This window comes from Streptococcus sp. UMB0029, assembly GCF_002871495.1.
In the GTDB taxonomy this organism is placed as follows: domain Bacteria; phylum Bacillota; class Bacilli; order Lactobacillales; family Streptococcaceae; genus Streptococcus.
This window is the reverse complement of the sequence record NZ_PNGD01000002.1, coordinates 1-24,176: the sequence shown is the minus strand read 5'-3', so window position 1 is coordinate 24,176 and position 24,176 is coordinate 1. Positions and strand designations below refer to the sequence as shown.

Below are 24,176 nucleotides of genomic sequence, written 5' to 3'. Positions count from 1 at the left end.
GAATGAAATCGACCTAAATATATCTTTTAGATCATACGACCCTAATGTTTGGAATTACGTCAACACAATACATGGGAATAAACTAGCCAACACATTCGCTAACTTCATGATTCAATCTGGAATATCCGCGTTTTTTGCTATTATAGGTTCTATGGTGGGTGGCCCATGGAGTGGCATAATTAGTGGAGCATATATTGGTGCGCAAGCTTATGAGAGTTACTTGGAGTCACAAAGCCCATATCCATACTACATAACAAATACTTATATCCATGTTGCTCAAAGAAAATGGATGTTTATCACTGGATACTATAGAAACTCAGATTATACTGGGTATGAAAAAACCGAAACAACCTACGTGAATTTCTAAAATATAAACCCTACCTAGATATAAAGGCAGGGTTTATATTTTAGTTAATTGCTCAAGTAATTTGTAAGCATAATACTTGCGAAACTCTATTTGTTCAAGCGGTTCAAAAGCTCTTGTTTTTTATCCTCAAGCTCAGCTCTCCTTTGCTCGATTTCTTCACGTTTTTGGGCGATTTCTGCTTACGCCTCGGGAATTTCCAAAGTGCCTTGCGACTTGTGAAATTCTACTAGCATATCAACGATTTTTGGGTCTAATTCGTTGACATAATCAGGATTTGACCATTTCGGCACGTTGCTTGCAGGTGCTTGCTTTTTGCCGCCTTTTTTGGCGTTTTGGCTTGTTGTTCAGCTTTCTGACTATAGTTGACCTCGTGGAATTTTCGTGCTTGATATGATGCGTTTTATTATGAGAAGATTTACTTCATTTTTTCCTGAAATTGAGTTTTTACCCAATCACTATCAAAATAAATGCTTTCTAGATTAGAAAAGTGAAAACACAAGCACGGCCAAGGCTGCTCCGATAACAGGTCCTACAACAGGAATCCAAGCGTAAGACCAGTCTCCGTCTCCCTTGTTTGGAATTGGCAAGATGCTGTGCATGATACGAGGGCCAAGGTCACGCGCAGGGTTCAAGGCATAACCTGTTGTCCCACCTAGTGATAGACCGATACCGACAATCAAAGTCCCCACCGCCAAGGTTCCGATACCTGCCTGAAAATCATAAAGCCCCAAAGCAAAGATTGTCAACACCAAAACAAAGGTGCCCAGGATTTCGCTGATCAAGTTAGAAACTGTATCCTTGATGGCTGGCCCAGTACTGAAGGTTGCCAGGATATTGCCTGCATTTTCTTCTGCCTCATAATGCGGTTTGAATTGCAACCAAACCAAAATCTGACCAAGCATAGCCCCTGCGAACTGAGCTAGGATGTAAGGAAAAACGGAAGCCCAAGGCAAACCACCTTTTAAGGCCACACCAATGGTCACAGCTGGGTTTAAATGAGCTGGACTGAGCTTGCCAGATACAAAGACCGCAACTGCAACCGCAATCCCCCAACCCATAGTAATCACAATCCAACCTGAACTGTTGCTCTTGGTTTTAGGAAGAACCACACCTGCAACAACACCATTTCCTAGAAGAATCAGGATTAAAGTTCCCAAAAATTCTCCAAATAATTCATTCATCATCTTTCTGTCTCCATTAAAAAGAAGGGGTGGGCGACAAGGAATGCTGCCCTCCACCTCTTTTCCTTTTTCTTAATTTTTTAATTCTGCTAAATCGTTGTTAGCGAGAGCTCCTTCGACATCCGCACGGTAGCCTGCTTTTTCATCTTCTGACCAGTCATAGAAGCGTCCCATTTCATCCAAAACTGGCTCAACGATACTATCCAAACTATCACGCATAAAGAGCATGTGGTTGGTACGACGAAGGAGGAAGTCAACTGGGCTAAGAGCCAACTCATTGCGCATTGCATAGTGCAGAGACAAGGTGTCTGCCAAGCTGAGTCCTGGCGCTTGTTCCAAGCTGTGAGCAAGGGCAAAGACCTTCGGTGCATTTGAACCGTAAAGATTTGCTAGATAGTGGGCTTCCTTACTATCCAAACCACGAGAAACTCCCAGTTGCGCAAAGGCTTCTATTTCTGAGTCCACATTTGCTGGATTCAATTCTCCACCTGAAACAGGGTAAGTCTTAGAGTTGATGAGTTTAAAGCTTCGGTCAAATTCTACTTTAAGAATATCAACCACGCGCTCCATAGCTCCTTCAGCCATCTTACGGTAGTCTGTGATTTTACCACCTGCAAGGGTCAAAAGACCATTGTCATCACGATCCAAGCTAGAACCACGAGAAACTGCAGATGGATCCAAATGTTTCTCAGATGTGCTACTTTCAAGCTTGCTGACAGCAGATTCAACATCTTCACGCGTTTTTTCTTTAGAGAGGTAAGATTCAACAGTCGCAATCAAGTTGTTAAAGCTTTCATCACTGATTGTACCGTTATTTCCTCCATTGTAGTCAGAGGCGCTATTGCCTGCGATCAATGGACGAAGACCTGCCCAGCTACTTTCAATGTCAGCAACTGTAATATTCGCTTCTGGGAAGCGGTTGTTGACAATGCCAAGTAGGTAATCTACATCTTCCTGAGTCACTTTTGGATGTTCCAAATCGCCTGTGTAGTCTGTATCCGTTGTACCAAAGTAAGTCTTGTTTTCACGTGGGAGAACAAAGACCATACGACCGTCACCCAAACCTGTGTCAAAGTAAACTGGCTGTGAAACCTTGATTTTGCTTGAATCCACAACTAGGTGAACTCCCTTAGTTGGACGCATTTGTGAGAATTGAGTTCCCTTATTAGACAAATTACGTACCTTATCGCTCCAAGGACCTGTCGTATTGATAACCAGACGCGCCTTGATTTCAAAGACTTGGTCTGTCAACAAATCACGAGCTACGACACCAGTAATCTTGCCACTTTCGTCAAAGAGGAAGCCTTCTGCTTTAACGTGGTTGGCAATGAGGGCACCGTCTTGGTTAGCACGTTTGATGTTTTCAATCACGAGACGCGCATCGTTGTTACGGAAGTCAAGGTAAACCCCACCTCCTACCAAGCCTTCTTTCTTCAAGTTTGGCTGGCGTTCTAAAACTTCTTCCTTGCTCAAAACCTTGTTAGCAGCTGGTGTGTTGCTAACACCTGCCAAAAGGTCGTACAAGTCCATGGCTACTTTGAGACGGAAGAGGCTAAAGGTCGCTCCATCTTCATCGTAAACTGGTAAGAGCATTGGGTCTGGTTTTGGAATATGTGGTGCGATTTGTTGAACTACCGCACGTTCAGAAACTGTATCTGATACCACTTCTACATCAAATTGCTTAAGGTAACGTAGTCCTCCGTGAACCAATTTTGTTGAACGACTGGATGTTCCTTCTGCAAAGTCTTGCATTTCAATCAATCCAGTCTCAAGACCGCTAGCTGCCGCCTGCAAAGCTACACCAGCCCCTGTGATTCCTCCACCAATAATCAAGAGGTCCAGAGTACGTTCCTGCATTTTTTTAATTGATAATTCACGTGTTTTCTTTGAAAATTCCATATTTACACACTTTCTAACTAAGTCGCTTTATTCTTCCAGTATTAGTCGTCTACTTCCGCAAAGACTTGGGTTGCTTTCACAGCCTTCTTCCAACCCTTGTAGAGTTGTTCCTTGCGAGATTCGTTCATAGATGGCTCAAAGAGTTCTCCTGTCTCGTTCAAGAGTTTCAACTCATCCAAGTCTTTCCAGTACCCTACTGACAAACCGGCTAGGAAGGCTGCTCCTAGAGCTGTTGTTTCCAAGTTTTTGGCGCGTGCAATGTCGATTCCCAAGATGTCAGCTTGGAACTGCATGAGGAAGTTGTTCATAGCTGCACCACCGTCTACTTTCAAGACCTGTATAGCTGTCTGAGAATCCACTTGCATCGTATCAATGATATCACGCACTTGATAAGCAATAGATTGAAGAGTTGCCTTGATAAAGTCTTCTTTGCTTGTTCCACGAGTCAAGCCGAAGACAGAACCACGAGCGTTTTGGTTCCAGTATGGAGCACCTAGACCTGTAAAGGCTGGAACGACATAAACTTCATCATTGTTGTGAGAATCACGAGCGTATTTTTCAGATTCTGGTGAATTTTCAACCATGCGCAGTCCATCACGAAGCCATTGAATGGCACTTCCCGCGATGAAGATAGAACCTTCTAAAGCATAGTAGACCTTGCCATTGATACCGTAACCAATTGTTGTTAAGAGGTTGTTTTCAGACAACTGCATTTCTTCACCAGTATTCATGATGATGAAAGAACCTGTTCCATAAGTATTTTTAACCATACCAGGTTCAAAGGCCAACTGTCCAAAGAGGGCTGCCTGTTGGTCACCAGCCATACCTGAGATTGGCACTTCTCCACCGTAGAAATGGAATGGCGCTGTCTTACCGTAGATCTCAGAGTTAGAACGAACTTCTGGAAGCATAACCTTAGGAATATTGAGGATTTCCAAAATCTCATCATCCCATTTAAGTTCTTTAATGTTATAAAGCATGGTACGGGCTGCATTTGAGTAATCCGTCACGTGAGCCGCACCGTCAGTTAATTTCCAGACCAACCAAGTATCAATAGTACCAAAGAGCAATTCACCCTTTTCAGCTCGCTCTTGAGCACCTTCAACATGGTCTAAAATCCAACGAACCTTGGTCGCAGAGAAGTAAGCATCGATGATCAAACCAGTCTTTTCATGAAATTTTTCCACATAACCTTGACTTTTTAGTTGCTCAGCCAAAGGTGCTGTCTGACGTGATTGCCAAACGATAGCATTGTAGATAGGAAGCCCTGTTTTCTTATCCCAAACGACCGTTGTTTCACGTTGGTTGGTAATCCCGATTGCCTCAATCTGACTTGGTTTCACACCACTTTCGATGAAAGCACCCGCAATAACTGACTGAACAGAGTTCCAAATTTCATTGGCATTGTGCTCAACCCAACCTGCCTGAGGGAAAATCTGAGTGAACTCTTTTTGACTCGAGCTAACTTTTTCTCCTTTTTTGTTGAAAATAATGGCACGAGAACTTGTAGTTCCCTGGTCAATGGCCATGATGTATTTTTCTTGTGACATGTGCTGTCCTCCTGATAATGATCTTGAGGATGTCTCCTCTTTACAGTAACTAGTATACAAAATAAAGCGCTTTCTTGTTTATCAACTTTTTTTAATTTTTAAAAAAACGTGAGGAGATTGTGTAAATTTCACAAAAAAGACCTGGAACAACCAAGTCTTTTAAGTGAATAATAACTGACGAATCCCTGCCAAATCCTCCATATCCAAGTCGTTTTTTAAATAATAGACTGGTGTCTGTTCCTTCTTATGAATAGGGTTATTGGTAACCAGCAAATCATAATGCCGAGTTCGGTCATAGGCTTCAATGGTAATAAAACGATTGTATTCCAAATACCGTTTCAAAATGGCGGCCATCCTTGAAAAGACAAGAAAACCAGATGTCAAATCCAGACCAATCCGCATATGCTGACCACCATTTTCAGCCATATATTCTATCAACTGAAGCCACTCCCAGAGAATTTTCTTATCCAAATCCGTCCCCTGCTGAAAGGCAGGTAGAACATGAAAAATCTCCTCTGCTGTCTCTTTAAAATCATGTTCCATCAGTAAATATGGATGACGATTCTCTAACTGGTACTTGTAGCGATCCTGTAAAATATAGCCCTTATAGAGATAGACTTGAGCACTAAGCTGACTGAGTTCATAGGTAACATGGTCCTCTGTATAACCGCCCAGCAACTCCTCCTTCTTCATTTCTTGAATCAACTGCGTCAGTAAATCTGCCAACTGCCCTCCAAATCCAAGAATATACTCCATAGTATGAAGAGGAAGAATACGATGAGATAGAAGGAAAGAGAAGAAAATCATCATCTCACCATCCTCAGTTCCTAGAGGAAGGTGTTGCCCAGCAAAAAAGGACGGAGCCTTTCTCAGCAAACGAAGATAGAAAATATTGTCAAAATACCCATGCATTTTCTCTTCTATGACTTGAAACTGACAGGCATTGACCCGGAGACGTTGTTGACTGATATGAGACCAGAGAACCAAGTCCAATTTCTGCCCCGAAGATAAACTCGCACCGCAGATTTCTTCTAAACTGGCAATCTCCTGCTTTCTCTCTGGTTTCTGCATGTGACCTTCCCACTCCTGACTGGACCAGACCCTACGGAAAAGACAGAAATAAAAATAGCGAATCTGATGCTCTGGACCTCGCCAACGTCCATTCTGGATGGATAAATCAAATTCTGACAAAATCTGATTTAAGCTAGCTAAGTGGCGACCAAGCGTAGCCTCACTAATCATCAATTCTTGAGCCAGCTGATGAGCTAAAAACTGTTGGTGGTAGAGAAGATAAACCAAAATCTGGTATTTAACAGCATTCTCCAAAAACAAGCTCCGAATATCTCTCCCCTTGGTAGCTGCACCGATTGACAGACGCAGATTTTCATCTTCTAAGGAGATGTTCAGCTCTAAACCACTGTCCAAAGCCTTGTCATTGAGCAGGGTGACATATTTGGTTAGGGTTACTTTTGAAAATCCTGTTTCCTCCATTACAGCCTTTACGGTCGTCTCAGACTCTTGTAAGAGAAAGGAAAGGATTGAAAATTGGCCAGATTCAGCCTTTTCCATCAAATCTCCTAAATACATTTGTTACCCCTTTCATTTTCTACCTTAAGCATAGCATAAATCTTACAAATGCTGAAATAATCTGTTTCTCTTTTTATTTTCATGCTGATTTCCTAGTCTATTATACTGAAAATCAGCAAACACACGGCTCCCCCTTTGGGCATTTTTATGCTAAAATAGTAGCTATGGATAAAATTATTAAAACGATATCAGAAAGCGGAGCCTTTCGTGCTTTTGTCCTTGATAGCACGGAAACCGTCCGCACTGCTCAAGAAAAACATCAAACCCAAGCTAGCTCAACTGTAGCACTTGGTCGAACTCTTATCGCTAGCCAGATTCTCGCAGCCAATGAAAAAGGGAATACCAAACTAACAGTTAAGGTACTGGGATCTAGCTCTCTAGGGGCCATTATCACTGTCGCTGATACCAAGGGGAATGTCAAAGGCTACGTTCAAAATCCTGGTGTTGACATCAAAAAGACTGCAACTGGTGAAGTTCTAGTCGGACCTTTTGTTGGAAATGGTCAATTCCTCGTTATCACCGACTACGGTACTGGAAATCCTTACAACTCTATGACTCCCCTTATCTCTGGTGAAATTGGTGAAGACCTTGCCTTTTACCTGACTGAAAGCCAACAAACGCCTTCAGCAGTCGGTCTCAATGTCCTTTTGGACGAGGAAGACAAGGTCAAGGTTGCAGGTGGTTTCCTAGTTCAAGTCTTGCCGGGAGCCAAGGAAGAAGAGATTGCTCGTTTTGAAAAACGCATCCAAGAAATGCCAGCTATCTCGACTCTTCTAGAGAGTGAAGACCATATTGAAGCCCTCCTCAAAGCTATCTACGGTGACGAGGCCTACAAGCGTCTTTCTGAAGAAGAAATCCGTTTCCAATGTGACTGTAGCCATGAACGCTTTATGAACGCTCTTGCCAGCCTTCCAAGCTCAGATCTACAGGAAATGAAAGAGGAAGACCACGGGGCAGAAATCACTTGTCAATTCTGCCAAACTACTTACAACTTTGATGAAAACGACCTGGAGGAACTCATTCGTGACAAATCTTAATACACCCTTTATGATTGGCAATGTTGAGATTCCCAATCGTACCGTTTTAGCGCCCATGGCCGGTGTGACAAACTCAGCCTTTCGTACCATCGCAAAAGAGCTTGGGGCTGGACTCGTTGTCATGGAGATGGTCTCTGACAAGGGAATCCAATACAACAACGAAAAAACCCTGCACATGCTTCATATCGATGAAGGCGAAAACCCTGTTTCTATCCAACTTTTTGGTAGTGATGAAGACAGCCTCGCACGCGCAGCAGAATTCATCCAAGAAAACACCAAAACCGATATCGTAGATATCAACATGGGCTGCCCAGTTAACAAAATCGTGAAGAACGAAGCTGGCGCTATGTGGCTCAAGGATCCAGATAAGATTTACTCTATCATCAACAAGGTCCAGTCTGTCCTTGATATCCCACTTACTGTCAAAATGCGTACCGGCTGGGCCGACCCATCTCTGGCAGTTGAAAATGCCCTCGCTGCTGAAGCAGCAGGTGTTTCTGCCCTTGCCATGCATGGCCGTACCCGTGAACAAATGTACACAGGCCACGCAGACCTTGAGACCCTTCATAAGGTTGCCCAGGCCCTCACCAAGATTCCATTTATCGCTAACGGTGACATCCGTACTGTTCAAGAAGCCAAACAACGTATCGAAGAAGTCGGTGCTGACGCAGTCATGATTGGCCGCGCTGCCATGGGAAATCCCTACCTCTTCAACCAAATCAACCATTACTTTGAAACAGGAGAAATCCTACCTGATTTGACCTTTGAAGACAAGATGAAAATCGCCTACGAACATTTGAAACGTTTGATTAACCTCAAAGGGGAAAACGTAGCAGTTCGTGAATTCCGTGGCCTCGCTCCTCACTACCTCCGTGGAACATCTGGCGCTGCCAAACTCCGTGGAGCCATTTCACAAGCTAGCACCCTAGCAGAGATCGAAGCCCTCTTGCAAATGGATAAGGCTTAAAATGATTCATACTGCTCTACTGGTTATCGATATGCAAAAAGCGTTTAATAGCCCTATCTGGGGAGAACGAAACAACCCTCAAGCTGAACATCAAGCATTGAGAGTACTTGCATATTTTCGTAAACATGCTCTTCCAGTCTTACACGTTCAACACATATCTGATAATCCCCAGTCGCAATTTCATAACAAACAAAATCAGGAGTTTAAAAGTGGATTTGAACCAGTTGCTTCCGAGCCTATCTTTCAAAAAACGGTTAATAGCGCCTTTATTGGAACAAATCTTGAAACCTATTTACGAAAAAATCAGATTGGTCATCTAGTCCTTGTTGGCTTGGCTCTGCCTCATTGTGTATCTACTACGACACGAATGGCAGCAAATCTTGGTTTTGAAGTCACTTTACTAGCAGATGCTACTGCCAGTTTTACCCTCTCTAACAAAAACGGTCAAGCCATCTCTCCTGAGACTATCCATGAGATTCATCTCCTTTCTCTACAAGATGAGTTTGCTCAAATTCTTACTACAGAAGAATTTTTAACCCAAGTACAAGTATAAAATAATCCGTCAACTCTTATTGAGCTGACGGATTTTGAATACAGTAATGTAGTGAACCAAGACACAAATAGGTAAATTTGAACCTTAGAACTGATGATTAACAATTATTCATAAATGTCTATAGATGCACTCAGAACTGACCATACTAGTCTACCCCCTTTAGAGCACTAATCATGTCAATCTTTCTCATACGAAGACTAATAAAATAAGCAGTCCCTAAAGATGTAAACCAAACCAATAATGTAGCAAAAGCAAGGACATACATACTGACATAAGCGGTATACTCAATTCGAATCGTCGAAAATGTTGCTACATATTCTTTCAAAAACCATATGCCTAAAGGAATTCCTACTAGCCACCCAATAAAGGTAGTTAGTATAGTCTCAAAAAGAGTTAGCTTCTGTAGATATTGATTAGAAAATCCTAATACTTGTAATGTAGCATAGTCTCTCATTCTCTCTACAAAGTTTAAAGATCCCAGATTATAGAGAACAATAATAACAAGTAATAAGGCAAAGCCAATAATCATTAGAAATACACTCATCAAACTAGATACAAAATCATAGGCATTTTTTTCTTGGCTCCCTTTTTCAATGACAGATAGAACACCTTTGTCTTGCTTAATAGTATCTTCGTCCACCTCCGGCCCAACTAATAAAGTATGTGGAGTAAAATTTCCCCCTGCTTTTTCAAAGACTCTAGCATGAAGATAAGCCCCTTGATTGGTTTCACTTGTGACAATCCCTTTTACTTCAAACTTGTAAGTATGACCATCTTGATAGGGAGTCACATTTAAAAAATCTCCGACTTTAATACCTGCTAAACGGGCAAATGATCTAGTTACATACAAACCATCATCTTTCAAAGAATCAGCACTCTCTATTTTTGCTTGGATCATATCTCCATCATCAAATATAATCAATAAACGATTGTAGCCATCATCTGGATTAAAATGTGCTTGTGAAATTTGTACGCCTTGCCCACCATATCTGGACTTAGAAGTGGTATAATCCGCTACGGTCAGTCGTTTTGAATAAGAAAAATCTTCATTATATGCCTTATCAACAAGATGATTCATGGACACAGGCATACCAATTCCAGCAATCAGTAACATCATACTTCCTGCAACTCCCACGATTCCCATCAAAACTCGAATACGATTAAACGAGGCATCCCGAATTGCCCATCTTGAAGGATAAGAAATTCGTTGCCAGATAGAGGAAAATCTTTCCACAAAGACAGATTTAGCAAGTTTTTCTTTACCTCTTAAAAATATTGCTGGTAAGCCTCTAGCTGACTCTCTAGAAGCTAAATAGGCAGCTAAAATACAAATAATAATGACTACAATACCAACGACTATTGATGAAGATGAATAAGAGATTTGCCAATTTGGAAGTGTAAACATTGACTTTTGAGTTTCTAGTACAAACCATGACATCAAGGGAGAAATAGCAAAGCCTGCGAAACTTCCTAATAAACTGACTACTAAGCCAAATAAAATATAATGTAAACTGATAGCCTGATTTGAAAAACCTAAAGCCTTTAATACAGCAATCTCTTTTGTTTGACCATCAATCAAACGCTGAATGGTTGTAAACATAGCCAAAATAGCTAACAAAATAAAGATAAAAGAAAATAAGTAAGATAAATTCCTAATTTGCCCAACTCGAACGGTAGCTTCTGATATTTCAGTTAAACTTTTTTGATCTTGATAAGAAACTAAATCGCCCCCAAAAATAGACTCTAAATCTCCTCGCAAATCCACCTTAGAACCGTAAATTTCTAAGACATTATCTGACGATAAACCCAGAATTCCTTTTGCAATTTCATTATCTGCAATATAACCATAGGCATCATTGTCAGGATTTGGAGCGATATATTCCATGCTACCTGTAAAATAAATCTTATCTGTTGCCTGAACAAATCCTACAATTTCTAAATCTATCTGTTTCCCCCTTGATGAAATAGAAATTGAATCTCCAATCTGTAAATGATTCTTCTTCGCATAATTCCCATCAATCCAAATCGAATCTTGTTTTCCCTCAGAAAAAGGACTTCCTTCTGTTACTGTAACCAGTTGATTATCTGTAATCGTTTCAAGATTGATTCGTCCGTCAGTCTTGTCTAAACGAACAATATTAGCAAAGCCTTTCTTTTTACTGACAACTTTTTCAACAGAAGATAAGAGTTCAACCTGCTTGATTTTTGATTCATCAATTTGTCTCGCTTGAACCCAAACAACAGGAAGTTCAGATTGTTTCAAATAACTCTCTAGACTCTTTTCAAGTCCATGCCAAGCTCCTTGTAGCCCTACAAAGATTAATACACTTAATAGAGACATCAGAAAAACGGAGAAAAATTGTTGCCAATTTTGCCGAAGATCTCTTAATAATTTTATATGAAGATACCTCATCCCAGCACCTCTTCATTATTTTCTATTTTTTCAATACTTCCATCTTTCAAATATATAACTCGATCTGCAAATTTAGCAAACTCTCTATTATGTGTAACCATTACAACTGCAGCATTCCCATTTCTAGAAACTTCCTTCAATAAAGTTAAAATACTATCACCTGTCTTTGAATCTAACGCTCCTGTAGGTTCATCACACAATAATAGACTAGGCTCTTTAGCCAATGCCCTTGCAATTGATACACGTTGCATTTCACCTCCAGAAAGTTGATTAGGAAAATTATTTTTTCTATGAAGTAAACCAACTTGATCTAAATACATATCAATTTCTTTATTGTTTTTCACTAAATTTGCTGCAATACCTACATTCTCCTTGGCTGTTAAACTTGGAACTAAGTTATAAAATTGAAAAACAAAACCAATTTTATCTTTTCGATAAGCAGATAATTCCTTATCCGTAAACTTTGTTACTAGTTCCTCATCAAATATAAAGGTTCCTGATGTCGCACGATCCATCCCACCAAGTAAATTTAGTAACGTACTTTTCCCTGAACCTGATGGACCTAAAATAACTGTAAATTTCCCTTTCTCAATGGAAAAACTAACTTGATCCAAAGCACGAACTTCTTGCTCCCCCACCTTATAAATCTTGCTAATATTTTGAAACTGAATCATACATACTCCTAATATCTTGTCATAAATTTTATTTTTTCCTTTAATGTAGGCTCTTCATACTGCTCTATGATACGTTTAGATACTGCTTCCCTGTTTTCTCGTATAACCTTTTCAGCTAAGGAAATAGCCTCATCTACTGGAACAACTATTGGCAACTTATAATGTTGAATGATCTGATTTAACCGTTCTTTCTGACTACCTTTTACACAATAAGGAATCAGACCCAAATTCCTATAAGCTTCATATAATTCCTCATCTGATAAATTTCGATACTCTTCAGATACTGGTCTATGCCCATCTGGATCCATTTCAAACTCTACTGGTAGATGGACAACATCTGTATACCACAATTTCGCATGATTCTTAGAGACAACTCCATAAGCAGTCAAATATTTTTTGAAAAATGTTCGACCAGGAATACCTAAAATAGATTTCATCAATCGATGAACGAATGCTGAGCCTGGATTAATTCCTACCCTCATTCGAACAGTCCCGTAAATCCATTCATTCAATACTGAACCATCTGATAGAAAACTTCCATGTTCCTTGTATAAAATTCCTTCTGTACGAATTCTCTCTTCAAAACGCTTTAATCCCAGTGCCATTAACTCAGTTGATGACATATCCTGAAATCTTCTTCCAGGATATAAATCTGTCAAAATTTCCCTCGCAGATAAAGCATCAATTAAGGGAAGTCCCGTTGCAATCGAAAGAGCTGTAGCAGTTGTTGTCTTACCCGTAGAATAAGTACCTGATATGACTAGCCTCAATTCTCTATTTCCCATCACTGCCCCCTCCATCAGGTAATTTTTGAGCTATTTTACTTTTAAAGACTACCTTATGATCTACATCATACCCAGACATTTCGTAGACTTTCCAATGTTCTTCTCTAATTTTTAACAATCTATTTTTTGAAACACTACCACTAAGCTCTACTACTCCATTCAAAATTGGTGAATCCAAGTCTGCACTTACTTGCTTCATCCACATGGTATTGCTCTCCTCTCGAGATATCTCTTCGATATGGTAGGCTAACATCTCTGCCATTTGAGAAAAAATAATCAGAAGCTCTAACAAACTATAATCATTCTTTTCTAGACTACCTACACCACTATATTCAATATCTTTGATCAATACTTGCTCTGCTTTACAAGATATACTACTATCTGAAAATTCAACATCGTATATATCATGTTGTCTATCTCTTAAATGCGTTGATAAAAAATCTCTACCTTGTTCTCCTATAGCAACTACATTTTCCATACATTCTAATAATTGATAGCCTAAACAAACTTTCATATCCATTACCAAGCAATCAAATTCCATCACTTGGTTCGTCATTTTGAAATTTTGTAATTCTAATTTTAAATTTACTAATTCTTCTATAGCTTTTATTCCTGACTTTATCTCAAAATGGCTTAACCTATACTGATTTAAACTCACTCCCATTCTTTTCAGTATTTCACTTCCAAATAAATGAGCTAATACTATTCCATCTAATGTACTCAGGTGCTGCTGTATGATTTCAGATTGTTTACTAGACCACAAACCTTCTTGATGAAGAGACCCAACCCCTTCTAAAATATTTTTCAACTTAACTACATAAGTCGTTCTCTTATCTCCTCTACCAAAATAGCGATTTCTATTGTCTCCAAGTAAATAATCTACTGTTAGCATATCCTTCTCCAATCTTTTAAACTGACTCTATCTTAAACAAAAAAAGACAAGAAAGAATCCGTAATTTACGAAAACCTTCTTGCCTTTTTAGGATAAAATTATAAAGATACGAGATTTAATCGAATAGCCTCACGTACAGCTCCAACTCTACTCGTCACTCCCAACTTTGAACAAATATTTGAAACATGGGTATCTACTGTTCTCCTGCTGACAAATAAACTATTTGCTATCTTTTCATTAGAATATTCTTTTACAATCAGTTCCAATACACTTAACTCCGTGTCAGTCAATAGATTATTTTCTTGCTTTTCTAACAAACCATCTGGGATAACGTGATTTCCCTTATAAACAGCATAAATTGCACTTTTAACATCCAAATAAGAACTTTCTTTGGGTAAAAAAGCTTGAATCCCAAAATCCATCGCTCTCTTATGTAACAAAGTGTCATAAAATCCTGATAAAAGAACTATCTTGGGAACTGTATTCAGAAATCTATTTATCTGACTAATAACATCAAATGCCGTTACTCCTTTCAGCATAAAATCCATAACTAGCACATCTACCTTTTCATGCTTGAGACAAAGAAGTAAATCTGCTACTTCTGTATAGGAACCAACAATTTTAAAATCATCTTCCTTTAAAAAATAGTTCTCCAATCCTTGTAATACTAAACTGTGATCATCAATCAAAACCAAACGAATCATTTTTCTTCCCTTCTATAGGTATTCGTATCTTCACACTTGTAGGTTCTATATTTATCTGAACAGTTCCCCCCAATAAATGAACCTTCTCTACAATTCTATTTAAACCAAAATGATGTTCATTAGACTGATAGTTTCCCTTAAAAATACCATCATCTATAACTTCAATTGATAAAATCTTTTCTTTTGTAGATAAATCTACAGTAATTTCTCTAGCATTCCCATGAAGAATACTATTATTTACTAGTTCTTTAACTGTCCTTAATACAAACGTGCCCACTTTATCATTAACTTTTTCTTCATCTATTGAAAAAGTTGTCATAATCGAAACAGTTTCCATCTTCATGAATTGATTTAATATGCTAGTAATAGATTCTTTCAACCCTAATTCATGCACCATTAAAGGATAGATATTAAAACATAAATCTCTTAATTCAAAGACAATATCATCCAACATCTCTAATAAAGCTCCCCTATTAATTTGTTCACTAATTTCTAACTGCTTTTTATAATAAATAACCTTCTGAATTGTAGTATCATGTATAAACGTTGCAATTTCTTCCCTCTCCAATTCAGTAGCTACAAAAGTATGAAAACTACTAAAGATTCCCTCCATTTTATGGCTAATCAACATCATTTTCCTTATTTCAGGTAACAAAGCTAGCGAAAAAAGAAAAGTGTAAAGAACGAAAAAAATTGGAGAAAATTCTCTTAATAGCAGACTAAAAAGAATAATTAGACTAGTGAAAAAAACGGCAAATATCAAGTTATATATGAATGGATTCCACTTCCAAGCAACATATATCATTCGCTCTAGTATCAAGTTATTTACAATAGAGAACAAAATAAGCAACAATAGAGGAATACTATAAATAAACGAAACTTCCTTACCAATCGGAAAAATATATCCAAAAAATAGAGGAAATAAGGCAAGAACTGCTAAAAATAAGGTATGAATTGGCAACATTTCTCTTATCTGAGAGTAATTTATAAGCATCTTTAACAGTAGGATAACTAAAAAGAAAAATACTAAATAAAATACTCCCCTAGAAAAAAAGATGGTTAAAAAATCAATGGGCTGTATAAGATTATAAACATACAAAAGTTGAGTTATGAGTGAATAGCCCAGTATAATACGAGAAAAGTTAGAAATGGTTGAACCTTTTATCTTCAAGACTAACACTCTAATGAAGATATCCATGAATAATGGAAATAAAGTCAAGTATGAAATTAATAGACTACGACCAAATACATCTCCTATACTTGATGGAATAATCGATAATAACATCAGACTAGTATAAATAATAAAATAAAAATATCGTTTCCCAGTTTTTCCTCTACTTCTGCCTTTTATGTATAAGCGAAATAACAGTAGAATCAGAAAAGCAATGATTGATAAAACAAGAAAGATAATTTGGCTTGATCTCCCAGATTCTATTATTAAAGTCTTTGAAATTCCTCTATCTAACACTGTCACAGAATGAAGCGGTTCAACAATTAAAAATCGAGATAATAAGAAATTACTATCTGGATTCTGACCGTCTATTTGTATAATAGATGACCCTATTATCTCTTGATGATTTGCAAAGCTTCCCAGATTATGGACTTGTCTAACTATCCACTCATTCTCATGTTTATCTACGGTGATTCCACTATACGTTCGGTTAAATATTGAAAATGAAAAATAAAAAAAGAAAATAAATAACAAAATCAAAGAAAATCGAAACATTTTTGACTTCATTGTTTGTAGCACTCCATATTTCACTTGATATTGATGTTTATTCTACCATTTTTTCATTCAATAAGACAGGTTTTATAGTTAAATTTATTCTTTTTTCTTTCGATATATAACTGATACAATCTTCTACCATGGGAAATCCTTACCTCTTCAACCAAATCAACCATTACTTTGAAATAGGAGAAGTCCTCCATGATTTGACCTTTGAAGATAAGATGAAAATCGCCTACGAGCACTTGAAACGCTTGATTAACCTCAAAGGGGAAAATGTCGCAGTTCGTGAGTTCCGTGGCCTCGCTCCTCACTACCTCCGTGGAACATCTGGCCAGCCAAACTCCGTGGAGCCATTTCACAAGCTAGCACTCTGGCAAAGATTGAATCTCTCTTGCAGTTGGATAAGGCTTAAAAGTTTAAAACCCGTAACTCTCTTAAAGTTGACGGGTTTTTGATTGTAAAAATTCAAATACTGAACGTTATTATTGATTCAAAGCAACACTGGAAACCTTACCATCCGCTCCTGTTGTAATTTGGATGATTTTTCCTCCACCGATTTTGGCATTATACTTACCATCATCAAGAGTATAAGAATAGCCTCTGATAGAGTAGTTTTCTTTCTTTCCATCAGCAGATTCTACTGTGAATTGACCTCCTGATGAAACTGTAATGGTTTCACCATTGGCTCCCTTCCAATTGCCCGCTGCAGCTGAGAAATCACCATCTACCATGGTTAAAACACCCTTGTAGCGTTTATTTTGCTCTGCTTGCTTGTCTTGAAGTTTGCGGTCAGTTGTAGAATCATAGCTTGATTGATTAGACTGAGCTTGAGGAGCCTGTTGAGTTGAAGAAGCCTGAACAGGAGTTTGTTGACTAGCTGCTTGTTGATTAGACACCTCTTGACCTTGTCTTTGCTCTGGTGCAGGTGCCGCTTGTGATGGTGTCGCAGTTGCTGAAGACTGGTCAGTAGACGCCTTAGTTTTTTCAGATGAAGCTGAACTTGAGGACTTCTGAGTCTTGCTTTCTTTGCTAGAAGAAGCTACTTTAGAATTTGATGATTGGCTTGTCTTAGCAGAACTGCTTGCTTGAGTTGTTTCCTTTTTATTTCCACAAGCTCCTAATAGCAAGGTAGAAGCCAATACAGTTGCTGCCATCAATTTGATATAGGTTTTCTTTTTCATTTTTCTACTCCTTTGTAATATTTTAGAAATATAAAGAAATCTTTTTGTAATATAATTGTAACATTGGGATTTAAATATGTCAACAATTTATCTAAACTATTTTAAAAATCTTAAATACTTTAGATACATTTACTCCTCCTACTCTTCTATTCGTAATCTAATAGAAAAACAGGAGATTTTCCTGTTAAAAATTTAAATTTATTTTGTGTAATCGCTTGCATTTTTAAGTACAAATGAATATAATAACATTAAAATAGAATATAGGAGGTGCATTCTTATGCTAAATAAGTATTTCAAGTATCTTCCTTGGTTGATTTTGGCAGCAATTGGCTCTTATCAATCAGCCGCTTACTATGCGCGAACTGCATTTGATGTCTTCTATCTGACTACAATCTTTATGATTGTTTATATCGCTTTGTTATTTTTACATGAGAACTATCTCAAGTATCGATACAAAGACTTCTTTACTCACCTGTTGAGCAATTCTAAAAGAGATAGCCATTCCTAAAACAGTCGAAACAGCAAATCAAACTAATAAAGGCAAATAAAGAGGTCGGGAACTTTTTCCCGGCCTCGCTTTTTATTTCAATCGATAGGTTTTTCTTGGTTTCTTTTTAGGTACTCGTTTGAGTCCAACCTCTTCTACATATTCTCCGTATTTTACGAGAAAGTTATTGCTGACGATTGGACGACCGGGGTTGATAAGATTGACCAGTTCAGTTCCTTCGTAGACAGTGAACTCCTCCTCCAGCAGATAAAGGAAGGTAGGATTCCAGTCGAGACGGCCTTGGATTCGTTTGATGGATTCTTGGATAATGGCATAATGGTCAAAAGCGAAGGCTTGCTCCTCCAACTCTACTCCCTCTAAGAAGCACTTGCCTGTCTGAAAATCGACATCTACGAAAACGACATCCTTGGCATCGTCTCCTGCTTGAACAAGTTCTAATGCACGGCTAGGCAAATAAACCAAGTGGGCAATGGTCACTGTCCAGCCCCGTGGGTCACGGCCGGGGGTCGATACGGTCATCAATTGCTCAATTTTTTCCAAAGGAAGATCGAGATTGACTTCTTCACTTACTTCTCGCTGACAGGCATCTGCAGCATCTTCTCCCTTATCCATAAAGCCTCCAACCAAGGCCAAACAGTTTTGATATGGATGAGCCTTGCGACGTATTAGCAAGAGCTTGATCTTTCCTTCGACAAAGCAGTAGGCTACCATATCCACCGTCACACTTGGTTTTTCGTATTGAGGGAGTTCCTGCTTGTAGTACCAATCCAAAAACTCCTCCTGACTGGCATGGATTTCATAATATTCTTTTTCCGTCATCCCTGCTGGAATCATCGTGTCCGTCATTTTATGCCTCCTTACGAACTGCCTTGGTCCATTGGTACCAACCCACTAGACTATTAAGTGTGTAAACCCAGTACATCCCTTGGATATGGATATTTTCACCCCACCAGAGATAGATACTAAAGAGATTGGTTGCAATCCAGAAAATCCATTGCTCACGGTAGAGACGTGTCATCAAGAGCTGACCAACACCATTAGTCGCATCGGTAACACTATCACGGAAAGGGCGAGCACTATGGATACTTTGGTAAGCTAAGCCCATACCAATCCAGATGATAGCAGTCAAGGCCAAGTACTTGAACCAGTCAAAAACAGATAATTTCTTAGCTTCAAAATGAGATTCTTCTGCTTTTCCTTGATCATTGATACGGTTGGACAGCCAAGCATAGAGCCCAATCGGCTGCATGACAAAGAAGTAAACAGTCGTCAAAACTTCACCATAAAAAGTTGCATTCATGGCCAAAATCAAATAGATAGCAGAGTTAATGGCCCCAAAGAGATAATTACTTGCACGTCCTTCTGCTACCAAGATAACACAGACAATCCCAGTCCAAGAGGCAAACAAGCTCATCCAGTCATGACTTTCTGTATTTTGCGTGAATTCCAAGATCAAGGGAACACTTGACAGGACGATGAGATACAACCACTGGAAGAGGCTACGGCCGACAAAGAGATCTTTCCAGAGCAGGCTCATGATTCCTACAAAACCAATCTTGCGGGCTTTTGCATGGACATTTTTAAAGTTTTCGATAAATTGTGTGATTTTTTCAGTTAATTTTTTCATAATTTTCTCCTAATCTGCTTGGTAAATAGCATCAATAGCCACTTTTGCTACTTCATAATTTCCTAGGTAATCCTCAGCTAGATAAACTAGTGGAATTGTCGTTAAATATCGCTCTCTCATCTGGTCCAAATGCTGGGAAAAACTGTGACGAATATGGTCTTCCGCCATGGTCATATCTCTAAATCCGTCATTGACATAGGAGCCGACAGGCTGCACAAAGAGAATCAAGTCCCATTTCTCCTTAGCCAAGATCGAGACAAAAAGGTTATCAAAGGTCTCCCCTGATAAGTCCTCTTGATCCTCAGTCTCCATGTAATAATCATAGTAGCCCTTGGTTACTAAGGAGTTAGTATCGGCTATCACTAGACCTCGATTGGCATTGCTATCGATTAACTTTGAGGTCTGGTCGTACTGCCCCAAGAGCAGATAATAGTAATCCTTTGGAGTCAATTCATCATCACGGACGTTATTTTTAATCTGGTACTCACGCGCGTATTCCAGACTAACGGGCGCATCATAATATCTGGCCAAATCTTTGGCTAGAGTGGTCTTCCCATTACTGGCACTTCCCATAATCAACACTTTCTTGGTAAACTGACGTCGGAAAGGTTGAGCGATGTATTTCCAATATTTGCTTGGATTGTCTCGAATCATAGTCGCTGAAATACCAAACTTTCTTTCTTGCAAGACAGTCTCAAAGCCACGATTAGATAATTCTTGCTGGTAGTTTGCTTCTCCCACAAAGAAGATTAGTTCTTGCTGGTTTTCATCATAGGAAATCTCTGCTAACATCTGATTCAACCACTCCTGCCAGCCCATAGGGTAACGAGGAAGATTGGTCTCATCTAACTTACAAACCGAGGTCAACTCGTCATCCCGAAAAGCCTCTCGGATATAACGAAATCTTTTTTGAAGCGTTAAGCCTACCTGCTCCCCTCGGTCTCCCTCATAGCCTGAAACGACAAGCCAGACCTGGTCACACTGCCGCTTCGCTCGCTGAATCAGATCGATATGTCCTTGATGAAGTGGAGCAAAGGTTCCAAATACCACTGCTGTTTTCTTTTTCATAAACCTATAGCCTTTTTATATTTTTTGATATTTTTATTATCTATGTTTTTATTATAAACTATATTTTTGTTTTGTCAATAGTTTTTTATTATTTTTTATAAAAAAGTAGCAAAAAAGAGAATCAAGATTGCTCCTGATTCTCCATTTTTATGCAATATCAAATTTTAACTGGCCTGCTTTAACACCAATCTTAAGTGTGCTGCCTGCCACTAATTCTCCCTTGAGAAGAAGTTCTGCCAACTTGTCTTCCACTTCTGTTTGCAGGGTTCTGCGAAGTGGGCGAGCTCCCATCTCTGGATCATATCCTTTATTTGCCAACAATTTCAGTGCGGAAGCTTGTAATTTCAAGTCAATGCCTTTTTCAGCCAAACTTGTCACTAAAGGTTTAACCATAATCTTCACTACTTCCTGCATATGGTCGCTAGACAGGCTATGGAAGACCACCTTTTCATCAATACGGTTGATAAACTCAGGTCTATAAGCCTTTTTCAACTCTTCAAACATGCGTTTTTCCATATTATCTTGGTCAAAACGAATATCCTTAGCCCCAAAGCCAACTGTCTTATCATCACGAAGGGCAGTCGCACCAAGGTTCGATGTCATGATGATAATGGTATTTGAAAAGTCAACCTTGCGCCCCTTGCTGTCTGTCAAGACACCATCATCCAAGACCTGTAAGAGAACATTAAAGATGTCTGGGTGGGCCTTTTCTACCTCATCAAAGAGGAGAACGGAATATGGTTTGTTGCGAACTTTCTCGGTCAACTCCCCACCTTCTTCGTAACCCACATAGCCTGGAGGAGCTCCGTTGAGACGGCTGGCTGCGAATTTCTCCATATACTCACTCATATCAAAACGGATAAGAGCAGATTCGTCATCAAAGAGGACTTCTGCCAGAGCCTTGGCCAATTCGGTCTTACCGACACCTGTGGGCCCTAGGAACATAAAGGAACCAATCGGACGTTTGTGACTGCGAATTCCTGACTGATTACGGCGAATGGCACGGCTAATGCTTGAAACAGCTTGATCTTGACCGATGACACGTTTGTGCAATTCAGCTTCCAAATTCAGGTATTTCTTAGCGTCAGTCTGAGTCAGTTTTTGGACTGGAATACCTGACAAGCGACTCAAGGTGGTCAAAATATCAGACTCTGTCACTAAGTCTTTATAGACAGGCACTTCCTCTTCTTTTGCGATTAGCTGGGCTGCCTGTTTCCACTTGCCATCCATCAGGGCCTTGTCAGCTGAACTCAAGCCAGAATCGTCTGCTTTTACATGCTTTGACTTATTTTGCACTGTTGCTGCTGCTTCATCCAAGAGATCAATAGCAGAGTCTGGCAAGTGACGACTAGTCAAGTAACGATGGGCCATCTTAACCGCTGTTTCAACCGCTTCATCTGTGATTTGTACACGGTGATGTTTCTCATAAGTAGCTTTCAAACCTTGCAAGATGGTCATGCTGTCTGCCACACTTGGTTCTTCAATCGTCACTTTGGCGAAACGACGAGAAAGGGCTGCATCTTTTTCGATATGTTTTTGGTATTCTTCCTGAGTGGTGGCACCAACCGTTCTCAAAGTTCCACGCGCCAAGGCTGGCTTCAAGATATTGGCCGCATCCAGAGTTGAGTCAATTCCACTACCAGAACCCATGATGGTATGAAGTTCATCGATAAAGAGGATGACTTGGCCATCTTCTTCAATATCCTTGATGATATTATTCATGCGTTCTTCAAAGTCACCACGGAAGCGTGTCCCTGCCACGACATTCATCAAATCAAGCTCTAACACGCGCATCTTAGCCATTTCCGCAGGTACATCACCACTAGCAATACGCTGAGCGAGCCCAAGCGCCAAGGCTGTTTTCCCGACACCAGCATCCCCAACCAAGACAGGATTATTCTTGGTTTTACGGCTCAAGATTTGAATCATACGCGAGATTTCCTTATCCCGACCGATGACTGGTTCTAACTTGCCAGAACGCGCTTGCTCTGTCAAATCATGCGTATAGTCCTCGAGACCACCACTCGGAGTCTGGGGCATGCCCATCATGTTAGCCATAGAATTTTGCTTATCAGCTACTGTACGATGGCGTTGGCGTAAAGCCTTGAGATCTTCACGAGTCCAGCCTGCACGTTCTTCCAGATTTCGACGAAGGGCAGCAATCTTGACCTGATCTTTCTTGTCTTCATAAGAAAAACCAGCTCTCTCCAAGATACGAGTCGCCAAGGCATTGCCATCATGCAAAATCGCATAAAGGACATGCTCTGTCCCTAGCACCTTAGCATGGACCACTGACGCTACATATTCTGCTTCATCAAAAAGAACCTGCAAACGATGGGAGAACGGCAATTCTGTAAAGGTTTCATCCTGTCTATAGTCCGTTTCAGTCAGTTCCAAAGCGACCTCTTCTAAACGATCCATCTCATATGGATAATCATTTAAAGTCGCCCCTGCCACACTATAACTGTGATTGGACATGGCAATCAACAAGTGCCAAGATTCTAGGTAACGGGCTCCAAAATGGCCAGCAACCATGTAGGCACTTTCGATACATTCATTCAATGCTTTTGAATAGTTCATCTTACTTCCCTTTTCTATCTACCTCTTGTATAACCTGTCGTAGCATATTAGCTCGAACAACTGGAGCTTCTTCTCCTAGAACGCGATCCAAAGCTACTGTCATCAGCAAATTCATCTCCTGCTTGGTCATCAATTCCTGCTCAACCAAAAGCTGTAGAATATCTTCATAAATTTCTTGACTGACTCGCTCACCAATTGAGTAAAGCAAATCGCGGAGCATTTCATGATGACTAGAAAACTCAATCCGTCCTATACGAATGTAGCCTCCACCACCACGCTTACTTTCAACCAAGTAGCCTCTACTTTCCGTAAAGCGTGTCTTAATCACATAGTTAATCTGACTAGGAACAACCTGAAAGGTATCTGCCAACTGACTCCGTTGCAACTCCACAATACCAGATTGATCTAAAATCGCCTTGATGTAGGCCTCAATATGATCCGATGTATTTTTAAATCTCATTACAAACCCACCTCTCTCTTTAAACCTTGACTATCTTTGACTATACTATCATTTAACACTCTATAAGTCAAATTTTTAGAGCTCAGCCCTTGAAAATACTGACTTTCTTTAAAAACATTTAGGCATTAAATCGCCTTAGTTTTTCTTGAAAGTTCCTAAAAAAGTCCACAAAAAAGAGCCCTAAAAAGGGCGTAATATTGAGGCTCTATAATATTTGTAGTGGGTAAATCCCCTATGGATATTATGGAGCCTATTTTTGTGTAGAAAAAAAGTCCCATAAGATCTATAATGAAAAGCGACAAAACAACTCATTAGAAAGATTCATATGGAACAATTACATTCTATCACAAAACTACTCGATATTAAAGACCCTAATATCCAAATTATAGATATCATTAATAAGGGTACACACAA

20 protein-coding genes and 3 pseudogenes are annotated in these 24,176 nt (G+C 39.5%); 6 read left to right on the top strand and 17 right to left on the bottom strand.

The window, feature by feature from the left end; translation table 11 throughout:
• A pseudogene (locus tag CJ239_RS01140) lies at positions 1-367 on the top strand (hypothetical protein); the annotation flags it as partial.
• A gap of 86 nt (positions 368-453) precedes the next feature.
• On the opposite strand, the pseudogene CJ239_RS11930 reads toward CJ239_RS01140, so the two are convergent.
• From CJ239_RS11930 to CJ239_RS01115, 5 genes and pseudogenes are all read right to left on the bottom strand, one after another.
• Positions 454-657 (bottom strand): annotated as a pseudogene (locus CJ239_RS11930) (hypothetical protein).
• A gap of 189 nt (positions 658-846) precedes the next feature.
• Complete coding sequence (locus CJ239_RS01130; protein WP_042901836.1) at positions 847-1,551, bottom strand: MIP/aquaporin family protein; 705 nt, start codon at positions 1,549-1,551, stop codon at positions 847-849.
• Between the two features lie 69 nt (positions 1,552-1,620).
• Complete coding sequence (gene glpO, locus CJ239_RS01125; protein WP_102210253.1) at positions 1,621-3,447, bottom strand: type 1 glycerol-3-phosphate oxidase; 1,827 nt, start codon at positions 3,445-3,447, stop codon at positions 1,621-1,623.
• 41 nt (positions 3,448-3,488) lie between these two features.
• The gene (glpK, locus tag CJ239_RS01120) at positions 3,489-4,997 is read right to left on the bottom strand and encodes a glycerol kinase GlpK (RefSeq protein ID WP_102210252.1); all 1,509 of its coding nucleotides are present in this window, start codon (positions 4,995-4,997) and stop codon (positions 3,489-3,491) included.
• 159 nt (positions 4,998-5,156) lie between these two features.
• Positions 5,157-6,584, bottom strand: coding sequence for a helix-turn-helix domain-containing protein (locus CJ239_RS01115; RefSeq protein ID WP_102210251.1), 1,428 nt, complete (start codon positions 6,582-6,584; stop codon positions 5,157-5,159).
• A gap of 164 nt (positions 6,585-6,748) precedes the next feature.
• On the opposite strand from CJ239_RS01115, the gene hslO reads away from it, so the two are divergent.
• The 3 genes from hslO to CJ239_RS01100 are packed head-to-tail and all read left to right on the top strand — an operon-like array spanning position 6,749 to position 9,141.
• On the top strand, positions 6,749-7,621 hold the full coding sequence (hslO, locus tag CJ239_RS01110; protein WP_000357854.1) for an Hsp33 family molecular chaperone HslO: 873 nt from the start codon (positions 6,749-6,751) through the stop codon (positions 7,619-7,621).
• On the top strand, positions 7,608-8,588 hold the full coding sequence (gene dusB / locus CJ239_RS01105) for a tRNA dihydrouridine synthase DusB (protein WP_180958180.1): 981 nt from the start codon (positions 7,608-7,610) through the stop codon (positions 8,586-8,588). Before hslO ends, dusB begins: the two co-directional genes overlap by 14 nt.
• A 1-nt stretch (position 8,589) precedes the next feature.
• Positions 8,590-9,141, top strand: coding sequence for a cysteine hydrolase family protein (locus CJ239_RS01100; RefSeq protein WP_102210249.1), 552 nt, complete (start codon positions 8,590-8,592; stop codon positions 9,139-9,141).
• 145 nt (positions 9,142-9,286) lie between these two features.
• Here the strand turns inward: CJ239_RS01100 and CJ239_RS01095 are convergent, their stop codons facing one another.
• The 6 genes from CJ239_RS01095 to CJ239_RS01070 all read right to left on the bottom strand — a co-directional run bounded on the left by CJ239_RS01095 (position 9,287) and on the right by CJ239_RS01070 (position 16,347).
• Positions 9,287-11,554, bottom strand: coding sequence for an ABC transporter permease (locus CJ239_RS01095; protein WP_102210248.1), 2,268 nt, complete (start codon positions 11,552-11,554; stop codon positions 9,287-9,289).
• Positions 11,551-12,228 (bottom strand): ABC transporter ATP-binding protein, encoded by a 678-nt coding sequence (locus CJ239_RS01090; protein ID WP_000614115.1) that lies wholly within the window; start codon positions 12,226-12,228, stop codon positions 11,551-11,553. The genes CJ239_RS01095 and CJ239_RS01090 overlap by 4 nt, the downstream gene beginning before the upstream one ends.
• Before the next feature lie 8 nt (positions 12,229-12,236).
• A complete protein-coding gene (locus CJ239_RS01085) occupies positions 12,237-13,013 on the bottom strand; it encodes an ATP-binding protein (RefSeq protein ID WP_102210247.1) in 777 nt (258 codons plus the stop codon).
• The gene (locus CJ239_RS01080; protein ID WP_102210246.1) at positions 13,003-13,905 is read right to left on the bottom strand and encodes an AvrD family protein; all 903 of its coding nucleotides are present in this window, start codon (positions 13,903-13,905) and stop codon (positions 13,003-13,005) included. Before CJ239_RS01080 ends, CJ239_RS01085 begins: the two co-directional genes overlap by 11 nt.
• A gap of 98 nt (positions 13,906-14,003) precedes the next feature.
• A complete protein-coding gene (locus CJ239_RS01075) occupies positions 14,004-14,609 on the bottom strand; it encodes a response regulator transcription factor (protein ID WP_033689555.1) in 606 nt (201 codons plus the stop codon).
• Positions 14,587-16,347 (bottom strand): sensor histidine kinase, encoded by a 1,761-nt coding sequence (locus tag CJ239_RS01070; RefSeq protein WP_102210245.1) that lies wholly within the window; start codon positions 16,345-16,347, stop codon positions 14,587-14,589. The genes CJ239_RS01075 and CJ239_RS01070 overlap by 23 nt, the downstream gene beginning before the upstream one ends.
• A 122-nt stretch (positions 16,348-16,469) precedes the next feature.
• On the opposite strand from CJ239_RS01070, the pseudogene CJ239_RS01065 reads away from it, so the two are divergent.
• Positions 16,470-16,750: pseudogene (locus CJ239_RS01065) on the top strand (tRNA-dihydrouridine synthase); the annotation flags it as partial.
• Between the two features lie 70 nt (positions 16,751-16,820).
• Here the strand turns inward: CJ239_RS01065 and CJ239_RS01060 are convergent.
• Positions 16,821-17,519 carry a hypothetical protein gene (locus CJ239_RS01060; protein WP_102210244.1) on the bottom strand — a complete coding sequence of 233 codons (699 nt, stop codon included), beginning with the start codon at positions 17,517-17,519 and terminating at the stop codon, positions 16,821-16,823.
• Positions 17,520-17,796: 277 nt separating this feature from the next.
• Between CJ239_RS01060 and CJ239_RS01055 the strand changes: the two genes are divergently transcribed.
• Positions 17,797-18,027: a hypothetical protein gene (locus CJ239_RS01055; protein ID WP_102210243.1), complete on the top strand. Its 231-nt coding sequence runs from the start codon at positions 17,797-17,799 to the stop codon at positions 18,025-18,027.
• A 72-nt stretch (positions 18,028-18,099) separates the two neighbouring features.
• Here the strand turns inward: CJ239_RS01055 and CJ239_RS01050 are convergent, their stop codons facing one another.
• From CJ239_RS01050 to CJ239_RS01030, 5 genes are all read right to left on the bottom strand, one after another.
• The gene (locus CJ239_RS01050; RefSeq protein ID WP_102210242.1) at positions 18,100-18,873 is read right to left on the bottom strand and encodes an NUDIX hydrolase; all 774 of its coding nucleotides are present in this window, start codon (positions 18,871-18,873) and stop codon (positions 18,100-18,102) included.
• A 1-nt stretch (position 18,874) separates the two neighbouring features.
• The gene (gene pnuC / locus CJ239_RS01045; RefSeq protein WP_102210241.1) at positions 18,875-19,654 is read right to left on the bottom strand and encodes a nicotinamide riboside transporter PnuC; all 780 of its coding nucleotides are present in this window, start codon (positions 19,652-19,654) and stop codon (positions 18,875-18,877) included.
• 9 nt (positions 19,655-19,663) lie between these two features.
• A complete protein-coding gene (locus tag CJ239_RS01040) occupies positions 19,664-20,722 on the bottom strand; it encodes an AAA family ATPase (RefSeq protein ID WP_102210240.1) in 1,059 nt (352 codons plus the stop codon).
• Positions 20,723-20,869: 147 nt separating this feature from the next.
• On the bottom strand, positions 20,870-23,302 hold the full coding sequence (locus tag CJ239_RS01035; protein WP_102210239.1) for an ATP-dependent Clp protease ATP-binding subunit: 2,433 nt from the start codon (positions 23,300-23,302) through the stop codon (positions 20,870-20,872).
• Between the two features lies 1 nt (position 23,303).
• Entirely contained in the window at positions 23,304-23,762 is a 459-nt protein-coding gene (locus tag CJ239_RS01030; RefSeq protein WP_102210238.1) for a CtsR family transcriptional regulator, read from the bottom strand.
• Positions 23,763-24,176: the final 414 nt, after the last annotated feature.

Coding starts and splice junctions, on each gene's coding strand:
- CJ239_RS01115 (WP_102210251.1), bottom strand. CDS start 6,584: ATGTATTTAGGAGATTTGATGGAAAAGGCTGAATCTGGCCAATTTTCA.
- hslO (WP_000357854.1), top strand. CDS start 6,749: ATGGATAAAATTATTAAAACGATATCAGAAAGCGGAGCCTTTCGTGCT.
- CJ239_RS01090 (WP_000614115.1), bottom strand. CDS start 12,228: ATGATTCAGTTTCAAAATATTAGCAAGATTTATAAGGTGGGGGAGCAA.
- CJ239_RS01100 (WP_102210249.1), top strand. CDS start 8,590: ATGATTCATACTGCTCTACTGGTTATCGATATGCAAAAAGCGTTTAAT.
- CJ239_RS01070 (WP_102210245.1), bottom strand. CDS start 16,347: ATGAAGTCAAAAATGTTTCGATTTTCTTTGATTTTGTTATTTATTTTC.
- CJ239_RS01040 (WP_102210240.1), bottom strand. CDS start 20,722: ATGAAAAAGAAAACAGCAGTGGTATTTGGAACCTTTGCTCCACTTCAT.
- glpO (WP_102210253.1), bottom strand. CDS start 3,447: ATGGAATTTTCAAAGAAAACACGTGAATTATCAATTAAAAAAATGCAG.
- CJ239_RS01035 (WP_102210239.1), bottom strand. CDS start 23,302: ATGAACTATTCAAAAGCATTGAATGAATGTATCGAAAGTGCCTACATG.
- CJ239_RS01095 (WP_102210248.1), bottom strand. CDS start 11,554: ATGAGGTATCTTCATATAAAATTATTAAGAGATCTTCGGCAAAATTGG.
- pnuC (WP_102210241.1), bottom strand. CDS start 19,654: ATGAAAAAATTAACTGAAAAAATCACACAATTTATCGAAAACTTTAAA.
- CJ239_RS01130 (WP_042901836.1), bottom strand. CDS start 1,551: ATGATGAATGAATTATTTGGAGAATTTTTGGGAACTTTAATCCTGATT.
- CJ239_RS01075 (WP_033689555.1), bottom strand. CDS start 14,609: ATGATTCGTTTGGTTTTGATTGATGATCACAGTTTAGTATTACAAGGA.
- CJ239_RS01080 (WP_102210246.1), bottom strand. CDS start 13,905: ATGCTAACAGTAGATTATTTACTTGGAGACAATAGAAATCGCTATTTT.
- glpK (WP_102210252.1), bottom strand. CDS start 4,997: ATGTCACAAGAAAAATACATCATGGCCATTGACCAGGGAACTACAAGT.
- CJ239_RS01085 (WP_102210247.1), bottom strand. CDS start 13,013: ATGGGAAATAGAGAATTGAGGCTAGTCATATCAGGTACTTATTCTACG.
- CJ239_RS01055 (WP_102210243.1), top strand. CDS start 17,797: ATGCTAAATAAGTATTTCAAGTATCTTCCTTGGTTGATTTTGGCAGCA.
- CJ239_RS01050 (WP_102210242.1), bottom strand. CDS start 18,873: ATGACGGACACGATGATTCCAGCAGGGATGACGGAAAAAGAATATTAT.
- CJ239_RS01030 (WP_102210238.1), bottom strand. CDS start 23,762: ATGAGATTTAAAAATACATCGGATCATATTGAGGCCTACATCAAGGCG.
- CJ239_RS01060 (WP_102210244.1), bottom strand. CDS start 17,519: ATGAAAAAGAAAACCTATATCAAATTGATGGCAGCAACTGTATTGGCT.